Consider the following 10404-nt stretch of genomic DNA (forward strand, 5'->3'; position numbering starts at 1 on the left):
CGCCCGCGGTTGCGCGGACGGAGCCTCCTTCCGGAACACTACGTGAGTTCGGAGGTGACTCGCGCGTAGCCTCCCGCCCGCCGCCGGGCGCGGGCCCCCGCGCCCCTCCGCCCCACAGCCGCCCCCCGCGGCCGCCTCCCGGAGCCGCGCTGCCCCGAGACCCCGCCGCCGCGAAACGGCCCTGCCTCCTGGCGCCCCGGCCGGTATCATCCCGCCGCCGCCCGGCTAGGGTGTCCGCATGCGGGTCCATGTCGTCAGCGATGTCCACGGCGCCCACGACGCCCTCGCCAGGGCCGGGGAGGGCGCGGACGCGCTGGTCTGCCTCGGCGACCTGATCCTGTTCCTCGACTACGCCGACCACTCCCGCGGGATCTTCCCCGACCTGTTCGGGGCGGAGGCCGCCACCCGCGTGGTGGAGCTGCGCACGGCCGGGCGGTTCGACGAGGCGCGGGCGATGAGCGCGCGGCTGTGGGCGGGCATGGACCGGGAGAGCGCCATCGAGGCGGCCGTGCGCAAGCAGTACGCGGAGCTGTTCGCGGCGATGCCCACCCCGACCTACGCCACCTACGGCAACGTGGACATGCCCCACCTGTGGCCGGAGTTCGCCCGGGAGGGCACCACGGTGCTGGACGGCGAGACGGTGCGCATCGGCGACTGGACGTTCGGCTTCGTCGGCGGCGGCCTGCCCAGCCCCATGCGCACCCCGTACGAGGTGGACGAGGACGCCTACGCCGCCAAGGTGGCCGCCCTCGGGCCGGTGGACGTGCTGTGCAGCCACATCCCGCCGGCCGTGCCCGAGCTGACCTACGACGTGGTGGCGCGCCGCTTCGAGCGGGGCAGCGAGGCCCTGCTGGAGGCGGTCCGGGCCACCCGGCCGCGCTACGCCCTGTTCGGCCACGTCCACCAGCCGCTGTCCGCGCGGATGCGCATCGGCACCACCGAGTGCGTCAATGTCGGTCACTTCCGGTCGACGGGCAGGCCATGGGTGCTCACGTGGTGAACTCCCCGCGGCACGGCGGCCGCCTCCTGGGCCGCGCGGACCGGGCGAGGGAGTAATCTTCCAGGTCACACCAGACCCGCACGCATGTACGCGACAGTCCCGGAGGGACCCGGCGATGGCCGAACACACCAGGTCCAGCATCACGATCGAGGCGAGCCCCGCCGAGGTCATGGCGGTGATCTCCGACTTCGCCCGGTACCCGGAGTGGACCGGCGAGGTCAAGGAGGCCGAGATCGTGAAGACGGGCGCCGACGGCCGGGCCGAGGAGGTGCGGCTGCTGCTGGACGCGGGCGCCATCCGCGACGACCACACCCTCGCCTACACCTGGGACGGCGACCGCGAGGTGAGCTGGACGCTGGTGCGCTCCACGATGCTGCGCGCCCTGGACGGCACCTACTCGCTCGCCCCGCTCGGCGACGGCAGCCGCACCGAGGTCACCTACCAGCTCGCCGTGGACGTCAAGATCCCCATGCTGGGCATGATCAAGCGCAAGGCGGAGAAGGTCATCATCGACCGCGCCCTGTCCGGTCTGAAGCAGCGCGTGGAGAGCCCCGCGGCGGGCGGCTCCCGCTGAGCGCGCCGGGGCTCGCCCGCACCGTCCTGGTCACCGGCTCCGGCGGCGCGGGGCGCACCACCGCGGCCGCGGCCACCGCCGTCGCGGCGGCCCGCTCCGGCGCCCGCGTGCTGCTGCTGTCCGGTGACCCGGCGCTGCCCGGCGTCCTGGCCCGCCCCGTCCCCGCGGGGGAGCCGGAGCAGGTCGAGCCCGGCCTGCACGCCGTCCTGGCCCGCCCCGGCGGCGGCACCGCCGCGGCCCGCGCCCTGGACCTGGCCGCCCGCCTGCTGGGCGTCCGCCCCCTGGACCCGCTGGAGCGCGCCGAGCTGCCCGGCGACGCCGAGGCCGCCCTGCTCGGCGCGCTCGCCGCGCACGCCGCCGACCCGCGCTGGGAGGTGCTGGTGGTGGACGCCCCGCCGCTGCCCGCCGCCCTGTCCGCGCTGGCCCTGCCCGAGCGGCTCCGCCGCCATCTGCGCCGCCTGCTCCCCGAGCGGCGGCAGGCCGCCCGCGCCCTGCGCCCGCTGCTGGCCGCCGCCGCGGGCGTGCCGATGCCGCCGGAGGAGCTGTACGACGCGGCCCGGCGCGCCGACGCCGCGCTGGCCGCCGTGGAGCGGGTCCTGCGCGACGGCGCCACCACCGTCCGCACCGTCCTGGTCCCCGGGCCGCACTCCGCCGCCCGGCTGCGCGCGGCCCTGCCCGCGCTGGCCCTGCTCGGGCACCGCCCGGAGGCGGTGCTGGCCAACCGGCTGCTGCCGGACGGCTCCGCCGACCCGTGGCTCGCCGGTGCCGCCGCCGGGCAGCGCCAGGCGCTCAAGGAGCTGGACACCGCGGGCGCCCCCGTGCTCGAGCTGCCCGACCTGGGCCGCGACCCGGTGGGCGGGGACGACCTGGCGCTGGTGGGCCGCGCCCTGCACGTGCCGCCGCGCCCCGGCGGGCCCGCGCCCGACCCGTGGACGGTCGGCCCGGACGAGGAGGACGGCACCCTGGTGTGGCGGCTGCCGCTGCCCGGCGCGCGGCGGCCGGAGCTGGAGCTGGCCCGGCACGGCGACGAGCTGGTGCTGGACGTGGGCGGCTTCCGCCGCGTCGTCCCGCTCCCGTCCGCGCTGCGGCGCTGCGACGCGGCCGGGGCCCGCCTGGAGGACGGGGAGCTGCGGGTGCGGTTCGTGCCCGATCCCGGTCTGTGGCCGCGCGGCTGACCCGGTGCGCGGCGGGGGTGCCCGTTGACACCGTCCGGTACCGTCGGTAGGAGCGGCTCCGCGACCCGTGCCGCCGAGGCGACGCGCCCTGAGGCCCACCGGCCGGTCGCCGTGCACGTCCGGGCCGGGTCACACGCCGGTCCGCCCGCACCCCAGCCGGCGAGCACCCCAGCCGGCAAGCACCCCAGCCAGCAAGCACCGCAGCCCCGAGCACCGCAGCCAGCAAGCACCGCAGCACCGCACCCACCGCAGTCAGGAGCGACCCATGAGCGAACCCCTGCCCTCCCGCGAAGAGAGCCCGGACGAGGACGCCTGGGCGACGGCGTGCGCCGAGGACACCGCGGAACAGGCGTCCCGGCGCCGGGTGCGGCAGGCGAAGGAGCCCGGCAGCGCGGCCGACGAGCTGCGCAAGCTCGCCGAGGCCGTCGCCGACCGGGTGCAGGAGGCGAGCGGGCCGCTGGGCCTGCCCGCCCAGATGCTGCTGTCGCAGGCCAGGTCCGCCATCGGGCAGGCCAGGGACCGCAACCCCGAGCTGTTCGACCACCTGGCGGCCGCGGGCAACGAGCTCCTGTCCGCGTACCGCGCCGCCGTCACCGACCACGAGAAGCGGTGGACGGACGGGGAGCCCCCGAGCAGCGAGCGCATCGACCTGGACTGAGCGCGTCCGACCCGTACCCCGCCGGATCCGCGGCGGACCCCCGCCCTGCCCCCGTTCGAGCCGGTTGTCCGGCCGGAACGGTACGGTTACCCCCAGCGGGGATCGACCGAGCGACTGAGGGACACATGGGACTAGCCATCGGCGTTGACATCGGCGGCACGAAGATCGCGGCCGGCGTCGTCAACGAGGAAGGTGCGATTCTCGAGACGGTCAAGGTGCCGACTCCGGCGACCCCCGAGGGCGTCGTTGACGCCATCGCCGACGCGGTGCGCGAGGTCTGCTCCGGCCACGGCCAGATCGAGGCGGTGGGCGTGGGCGCCGCCGGCTACGTGGACGACAAGCGGGCCACCGTGCTGTTCGCGCCCAACATCGACTGGCGGCACGAGGCGCTGAAGGACAAGGTCGAGCAGCGCGTGGGTCTGCCGGTGGTGGTGGAGAACGACGCCAACGCGGCCGCGTGGGGCGAGTACCGGTTCGGCGCGGGCCAGGGCCACGACGACGTCGTGTGCATCACCCTCGGCACCGGCCTGGGCGGCGGCATCATCATCGGCGGCAGGCTGCACCGGGGCCGGTTCGGGGTCGCCGGGGAGTTCGGCCACATCCGGGTGGTGCCGGACGGGCTGCTGTGCGGCTGCGGCAGCCAGGGCTGCTGGGAGCAGTACGCCAGCGGCCGTGCCCTGGTCAGGTACGCCAGGCAGCGGGCCACCGCCACCCCGGAGAACGCGGAGACCCTGCTCGGCCTCGGCGACGGCACCGCCGACGGCATCGAGGGCCAGCACGTGACCCGCGCCGCGGAGCTGGGCGACCCGGTGGCCGTGGACTCCTTCCGCGAGCTGGCCCGCTGGGCCGGCGCGGGTCTGGCCGACCTGGCGTCGCTGTTCGACCCGTCCGCGTTCATCGTCGGCGGCGGCGTGTCCGACGCGGGCGACGTGGTCATCGAGCCGATCCGCAAGTCCTTCCGCCGCTGGCTGGTCGGCGGCACCCACCGGCCGCACGCCCAGGTCCTGGTGGCCCAGTTGGGCGGGCGCGCCGGCCTGGTCGGCGCGGCGGACCTGGCCCGCCAGGGCTGAGTGCCCGCCCTCGGGGGCTGAGAGGCCGCCCCTCCGGGGCCGTGTTGCCGCCCTCGGGGCCGGGCCTTCGCCCGCGGGGACGGCCGGGCCGTGCGCGCGCCCGGCCGTCCAGCCTCCCACGAGGCCGGGCCTGCCCGCCCAAGTGCCGTCCCGCCCCGCTATCTTGGCGTCCACAGCCGGCCGGCCGGGCCCCTGAGCCCGCCGGCGGCCGTGCGGGGGATGGGTGCTTCAAGGCGCTGAGAGCGAGGCGAACGATGATGGCGTCAGGCGGTGGCATTCCCGGCCGGGACGGCGAGCGGGCGGAGCGCGAGGACGGGCCGCGGCACGGCCCCGAGCCCGGCGGCCTCCCGGAGTCGCACACCGAGGCGGACGGCTCCGCGGTGGTGCGGATCCTCAGCTACAACGTGCGCTCGCTGCGGGACGACAGGGACGCGCTGGTCCGGGTGGTCCGGGCGTGCGCGCCGGACGTCGTCTGCGTCCAGGAGGCCCCGCGCTTCTACCGGTGGCGCAAGAAGGCCGCCTGGCTGGCCAGGGACTGCGGCCTGACCGTGGTCACCGGCGGGCAGCCCGCGGCGGGCCCGCTGCTGCTGGCGTCGCTGCGCGCCCGGGTGCTCACCGCCGAGGACGTGCTGCTGCCCCGCACCTCCGGCGCGCACCGGCGCGGCTTCGCCACCGCCACCCTCCAGTTCGGCGCGGCCCGCCTCGCGGTGGTGAGCTGCCACCTGAGCCTGCACGCCGCGGAGCGGCACGAGCAGGCCCAGGCCCTGCTGCGGCGGCTCGCGGACACCGGGGAGCGGTACGCGGTGGCCGCGGGCGACGTCAACGAGCGGCCCGAGGGCAAGTCGTGGGAGCTGCTCGCGGGCGAGCTGCGCGACGCCCACGCCGCGGCGCCCTGGGGCGGCACCTTCACCTCCACCGCCCGCGACCCGTACCAGCGCATCGACGGCGTGTTCACCACCCGCGACGTGGAGATCCTGGGCTGCGGCGTCCCCGAGGACCTGCCCGGCGTCACCGAGTCGGACCTGGCCTCGGCCAGCGACCACCGCCCGGTGCTGGCCGCGGTGCGCCTGAGGGCCTGACCCCGGCCGCGGGCCCGGCGGCGCGGGTCACACCACCGCGCCGCCGTCCGGGTCCTCCTCGTCCTCCTCGGTGCGGTCGGGCATGCGGAAGACCAGGGTGCCGAAGCCGCCCAGGAAGCCGCCGACGCCCAGCACGGCCATCCACCAGGTGATCGGCTGCTGGGCCAGCACCATCGCGAGGAGCAGCAGCGGCCCGCCGAGCACCGCGATCCAGGCGAACTTGGTGGTGGTGTCCACCTTCGGCAGCGGCGGCGGGGGCGGCGGCACGAAGTGGTCCTCGTCCTCCACCTCCTCGTGGTCGCGGGGGCCGAGCTCGCGCGGGTGGTGGACGGGCCCGGTGGCGACGAGGATGCTGCGGGTGGTGTTCAGCGACCCGTCGCCCGGGCCGCCCGCCGTGTCCTCGCCCTCGTCGTCGTCCCGGTCGTCAGCGTCGTCGGCGTTCCGGTCGTCGGCGTCGTCGGCGTTCCGGTCGCCGTCGCCGGCCCGCTCGCCGTCGTCCCGGTCGTCGTCCACCTGCTCGGCCTCCGGCCACGGCCGCGCGCCGCCGGACGGCGGGTCCGCGGCGAAGGAGGCGACCAACTGCTCCCAGACCGCGTCGTCGTCCTGCGGGCGGCGGTCCCGCTCCTCGCGCTCCTCGCGCTCCTCAGGCACTGCCCGCCTCCGCCTCGGGCACCGCCCCGTCCACGAGCACGCTCCGGTCCGCGCTGCCGTCCGCGGCGCCCGCCGCGACGGCCTCCGCCCGGGCCACCGACTCCGCCTCGGCCACCGCCTCGGCCGGGGCCTGCGCCTCGGGTGCGAGCCGCCGGATGAAGTCCCAGCTCCGGGAGAAGATCAGCTCGGCGTCGTGGTCCAGCGTCGCCACGTGGTAGCTGCGCTCCAGCCACACCTCCGTCACGTCCGTGGACGCCACGCCGCCCAGCACCGTCGCGGAGTTCCGCGGCGACACCACGTGGTCCACCCGGCTGTGCAGCAGCAGCACCGGCTGGCTCACCCGCGCCAGCTCCGCCTGCACCACCTTCCACAGCCGCGCCAGGCCGTGCAGCGCGTGCAGCCCCACCCGGTCGTACCCGGACTCCTCCACGCCCTCCTTGGCGATGTCGCAGATCACCCCGGGCACCGACGGCACCAGGTGCCGCAGCACCGGCACGGCCGCGATCACCGCCCGGTCGGACTGCACCGACGGGTTGACCAGCACCACCCCGGACACGGCGGGGCCGTGCTGCGCCGCGGCGTGCAGCACCAGCGCGCCGCCCATGGACAGGCCGCACAGGAACACCCGCGAGCACCGCTCGGAGAGCCTGCGCACCTCGCGGTCCACCGCGGCGTACCAGTCCTCCCAGCCGGTGCGCTGCATGTCCTGCCAGCGGGTGCCGTGCCCGGGCAGCAGCGGCGCGGAGACGGTCAGGCCGCGCGCCGCGAGGTACTGCGCCCACGGGCGCATGGACTGCGGCGATCCGGTGAATCCGTGGCTCAGCACCACACCGACCTCCCCGCCCTCGTGGCGGAACGGCTCGGCTCCGGGGATCAGCGGCACCTTGGGGCTCCTCGTGGCTGGAGGCGGAGCGGGGAACGAAAGGGCGTGCGTGGAAAGGCGGACCTCGGGCGCATGGTACTCGACCCGTGTCGAGAGCGTACGGGCCGATTTCGAACAGGTTTTGGTGGTGCGCCACCCCACGCGGGGAAGGCGCCGGGGGACGGGACGCCCCGGGCGGAGGGAGGCGGCGGACGGCGGCGAGGCGGTTCACAGGGCGGTGAGGAGCGGCGCCCGGCGGAATCGGTACTAGGGTTCCCCGTGTCAAGCACAGGAGGTCCCCGGTGTTGTTCTACGGCGTGATGAAACTGTCCGTCGGCTCGCTGCTGCGCGTCGTCTTCCGCCCGTGGGTGGAGGGTCTCGAGAACATCCCCCGGGAGGGTCCGGCGATCCTGGCGAGCAACCACCTGTCCTTCTCCGACTCGATGTTCCTGCCCGCCGTGGTGGACCGGAAGATCACCTTCGTCGCCAAGTCGGAGTACTTCACCGGCACCGGTGTGAAGGGCCGGGCGACCGCCGCCTTCTTCCGGGCCGTCGGCCAGCTTCCCGTGGACCGCTCGGGCGCGCGCGGCGCGGGCGACGCGGCGGTGCGCAGCGCCATCCAGGTCATCGAGCGCGGCGAGCTGTTCGGCATCTACCCGGAGGGCACCCGCTCCCCGGACGGGCGGCTGTACCGGGGCAAGCCCGGCGGCCTGGCCCGGGTGGCGCTGGCCACCGGGGCGCCGGTCATCCCCGTCGCGATGATCGACACCGAGAAGATCCAGCCGCCGGGCAAGGTCGTGCCGAAGCTGATGCGCCCGGGCATCCGCATCGGCAAGCCGCTGGACTTCAGCCGCTACCAGGGCATGGACAACGACCGCTACATCCTGCGCTCGGTCACCGACGAGGTGATGTACGAGATCATGAGGCTGTCCGGCCAGGAGTACGTGGACGTCTACGCCAGCGAGGCCAAGCGCAGCATCGAGGAGGCGCGGAAGGCCGAGCGGGCCGCGGAGAAGGCGGCCGAGAGGGCGGCGGGCAAGGCGGGGGAGAAGAACCCGGGGGCGGCGGACACCGACGCGGGCGAGGACACCGGCCGGGCCGCGTAGCCCAGCCCCGTCCCCGTCCCCCTCCCCGCCCCCGTCCCGTCGTCGTCCCGCCGCGGGCCGCGCCCCTCCGCACCGGCTACCCTGCACCGCACGTCCGGCGCCGGGAACCGATGAGCGGGGGAGCAGGCATGGTCAGGCGGTTGGTGCGGGCTGCCGCGGACAGGATCGCGCCGCCCGGCGCGATGACGCTGGAGCAGCCGCTGTGGCGGGCGCTGATCGCGCTGCGGCTGATCACCCTCGGCTACGCGCTGTTCCGCTACGGCGTCTCCTTCGACGAGTACCGCCACCCCGAGGGCGGCTGGGCGTACCTGGCCGTGCTCACCGTGTGGTCCCTGGTGACCCTGCCCCGCCTGGGCGGCGCGCGGCGCTGCACCAGGCCGTTCTTGGTCGTCGACCTGTCCCTGGCCACCGCGGGCATCATCCTCACCCGCGTCTTCGCCGACCCCGAGCAGATCGCCGAGGGCCAGGCCACCCTGCCGACGATCTGGGCGGCGACCTCCGTGCTGGCGTTCGCCATCAAGGGCGGCTGGCGCTGGGGCGCGCTCGCCTCGGTGCTGATCGGCGTGTGCAACGTGATCGAGCGCGGCGACGTCACCGAGCGCAACACGCACAACATCGTGCTGCTCTTCGTGTCCGCCTCCGCCGTCGGCTACGTCGTCGAGCTCGGCCGCGCCAGCGAGCGCACCCTCACCCGGGCGCTGCGGATCGAGGCGGCCACCCGCGAGCGGGAGCGGCTGGCCCGGGACATCCACGACAGCGTGCTCCAGGTGCTGGCGATGGTGCAGCGGCGCGGCGCGGAGATCGGCGGGGAGGCGGCGGACCTGGGCCGGATGGCGGGCGAGCAGGAGGTGGCGCTGCGGGCCCTGGTGACGGGGACGGCCCCGCCGTCCGCGGGCGGCCCCGCCACGGCCGCCGCTGCCGCGCCCCCCGGCGCCCCGGGCGAGCTGGACCTGCGCGCCCTGATGTGCCCGCTGGCCGGGCCGCGGGTGACCGTGTCCTCGCCGGGCACGCCCGTGCCGCTGGACGCGCACGCCGCGCGGGAGGTCACCGCCGCGGTGTCGGCCGCGCTGGACAACGTGCGCAGGCACGCGGGCGAGGAGGCGCACGCCTGGATCCTGATCGAGGAGGCCCCCGACGAAGTGCTGGTCAGCGTCCGCGACGACGGGCCGGGCTGCCCGCCGGAGCGGCTGGCCGAGGCCGCGCGCGAGGGCAGGCTGGGCGTCGCCCAGTCCATCCGGGGCAGGCTGCGCGACCTCGGCGGGGAGGCGGACTTCTACGCTGTGCCCGGGCAGGGCGTCGAGGTGGAGCTGCGTCTGCCCCGCGCCGCGCGCCGCCGGGCACGGGCGTGAGGCGAGCACCGGAAGGAGCAGCGGCAGTGGAGCAAGCGACGCAGGGCGCCGTCCGCGTCATGGTCGTGGACGACCACCCGATGTGGCGGGAGGCCGTGGCCAGGGACCTCGCGGAGGCGGGCTACGACGTGGTGGCCACGGCCGGGGACGGGCCCGAGGCGGTGCGGCGGGCCCGCGCGGCGCGGCCCCAGGTGCTGGTCCTGGACCTGAACCTGCCGGGGCTGCCCGGGGTGGAGGTGTGCCGGGAGGTGGTCGGCGCCGACCCCGGGCTGAGGGTGCTGGTGCTCTCGGCGAGCGGCGAGCACGAGGACGTGCTGGAGGCGGTGAAGTCCGGCGCCACGGGCTATCTGGTGAAGTCGGCGGGGCGGGACGAGCTGCTGGACGCGGTGGCCAGGACGGCGGTGGGCGACCCGGTGTTCACACCGGGCCTGGCCGGGCTGGTCCTGGGGGAGTACCGGCGGCTGGCGGCGGACCCGGAGCCGAAGCGGGCGGACGAGCCCGCGGCGCCGCGGCTGACGGACCGGGAGACGGAGGTGCTGCGGCTGGTGGCCAAGGGCCTGTCCTACAAGCAGATCGCCGAACGGCTGGTCATCTCCCACCGCACCGTGCAGAACCACGTCCAGAACACCCTGGGCAAGCTCCAGCTCCACAACCGCGTGGAACTGGTCCGCTACGCGATCCAGCGGGGCCTCGACACGGAGTGACCCGCCCCCTTGGGGCGGGCCCGGCGAGCGCGGTGGCGAAGGGATCCACCCGGGGCCGGTCCACAGGTGCCGCCACGGCGGCACCGTGGACCGGCCTCCCGGCCTCCCGGCCTCCCGGCCTCCCGGCCTCCCGGCCTCCCGGCCTCCCGGCCTCCCGGCCTCCCGGCCTCCCGGCC

11 protein-coding genes are annotated in these 10404 nt (G+C 76.3%); 9 read left to right on the forward strand and 2 right to left on the reverse strand.

The genetic code is table 11. The features are described from left to right. Positions 1–238 precede the first annotated feature (238 nt). The 6 genes from ACYVO2_RS14760 (at position 239) to ACYVO2_RS14785 (ending at position 5556) form a co-directional block, all read left to right on the forward strand. Positions 239–1000 carry a metallophosphoesterase family protein gene (locus tag ACYVO2_RS14760; protein ID WP_461008230.1) on the forward strand — a complete coding sequence of 254 codons (762 nt, stop codon included), beginning with the start codon at positions 239–241 and terminating at the stop codon, positions 998–1000. A gap of 115 nt (positions 1001–1115) precedes the next feature. Further along, the gene (locus ACYVO2_RS14765) at positions 1116–1574 is read left to right on the forward strand and encodes an SRPBCC family protein (protein WP_461008231.1); all 459 of its coding nucleotides are present in this window, start codon (positions 1116–1118) and stop codon (positions 1572–1574) included. Continuing rightward, on the forward strand, positions 1571–2749 hold the full coding sequence (locus ACYVO2_RS14770; protein WP_461008280.1) for an ArsA family ATPase: 1179 nt from the start codon (positions 1571–1573) through the stop codon (positions 2747–2749). Before ACYVO2_RS14765 ends, ACYVO2_RS14770 begins: the two co-directional genes overlap by 4 nt. Positions 2750–3014: 265 nt before the next feature. After that, on the forward strand, positions 3015–3407 hold the full coding sequence (locus ACYVO2_RS14775) for a DUF5304 family protein (RefSeq protein WP_461008232.1): 393 nt from the start codon (positions 3015–3017) through the stop codon (positions 3405–3407). A gap of 125 nt (positions 3408–3532) precedes the next feature. Continuing rightward, positions 3533–4477 (forward strand): ROK family glucokinase, encoded by a 945-nt coding sequence (locus ACYVO2_RS14780; protein ID WP_461008233.1) that lies wholly within the window; start codon positions 3533–3535, stop codon positions 4475–4477. Between the two features lie 257 nt (positions 4478–4734). Next, the gene (locus ACYVO2_RS14785; RefSeq protein ID WP_461008234.1) at positions 4735–5556 is read left to right on the forward strand and encodes an endonuclease/exonuclease/phosphatase family protein; all 822 of its coding nucleotides are present in this window, start codon (positions 4735–4737) and stop codon (positions 5554–5556) included. A 27-nt stretch (positions 5557–5583) separates the two neighbouring features. Here the strand turns inward: ACYVO2_RS14785 and ACYVO2_RS14790 are convergent, their stop codons facing one another. Then, complete coding sequence (locus ACYVO2_RS14790; protein ID WP_461008235.1) at positions 5584–6207, reverse strand: hypothetical protein; 624 nt, start codon at positions 6205–6207, stop codon at positions 5584–5586. Then, positions 6200–7090: an alpha/beta hydrolase gene (locus ACYVO2_RS14795; RefSeq protein ID WP_461008236.1), complete on the reverse strand. Its 891-nt coding sequence runs from the start codon at positions 7088–7090 to the stop codon at positions 6200–6202. Before ACYVO2_RS14795 ends, ACYVO2_RS14790 begins: the two co-directional genes overlap by 8 nt. Positions 7091–7374: 284 nt before the next feature. Between ACYVO2_RS14795 and ACYVO2_RS14800 the strand changes: the two genes are divergently transcribed. The 3 genes from ACYVO2_RS14800 to ACYVO2_RS14810 all read left to right on the forward strand — a co-directional run bounded on the left by ACYVO2_RS14800 (position 7375) and on the right by ACYVO2_RS14810 (position 10228). Continuing rightward, positions 7375–8175, forward strand: a complete 801-nt coding sequence (locus ACYVO2_RS14800; RefSeq protein WP_461008281.1) for a lysophospholipid acyltransferase family protein — start codon at positions 7375–7377, stop codon at positions 8173–8175. 128 nt (positions 8176–8303) lie between these two features. Beyond that, positions 8304–9524, forward strand: a complete 1221-nt coding sequence (macS, locus tag ACYVO2_RS14805; protein WP_461008237.1) for a MacS family sensor histidine kinase — start codon at positions 8304–8306, stop codon at positions 9522–9524. Between the two features lie 59 nt (positions 9525–9583). After that, positions 9584–10228 (forward strand): response regulator, encoded by a 645-nt coding sequence (locus tag ACYVO2_RS14810; protein WP_461008282.1) that lies wholly within the window; start codon positions 9584–9586, stop codon positions 10226–10228. Positions 10229–10404 lie beyond the last annotated feature (176 nt).

It is taken from the genome of Streptomyces capparidis, assembly GCF_054782095.1.

What these genes read in the sequence shown, in the direction of transcription:
- ACYVO2_RS14765 (WP_461008231.1), top strand. Translation starts at nt 1,116, where the DNA reads ATGGCCGAACACACCAGGTCCAGCATCACGATCGAGGCGAGCCCCGCC.
- ACYVO2_RS14775 (WP_461008232.1), top strand. Translation starts at nt 3,015, where the DNA reads ATGAGCGAACCCCTGCCCTCCCGCGAAGAGAGCCCGGACGAGGACGCC.
- ACYVO2_RS14780 (WP_461008233.1), top strand. Translation starts at nt 3,533, where the DNA reads ATGGGACTAGCCATCGGCGTTGACATCGGCGGCACGAAGATCGCGGCC.
- macS (WP_461008237.1), top strand. Translation starts at nt 8,304, where the DNA reads ATGGTCAGGCGGTTGGTGCGGGCTGCCGCGGACAGGATCGCGCCGCCC.
- ACYVO2_RS14760 (WP_461008230.1), top strand. Translation starts at nt 239, where the DNA reads ATGCGGGTCCATGTCGTCAGCGATGTCCACGGCGCCCACGACGCCCTC.
- ACYVO2_RS14810 (WP_461008282.1), top strand. Translation starts at nt 9,584, where the DNA reads ATGGTCGTGGACGACCACCCGATGTGGCGGGAGGCCGTGGCCAGGGAC.
- ACYVO2_RS14785 (WP_461008234.1), top strand. Translation starts at nt 4,735, where the DNA reads ATGGCGTCAGGCGGTGGCATTCCCGGCCGGGACGGCGAGCGGGCGGAG.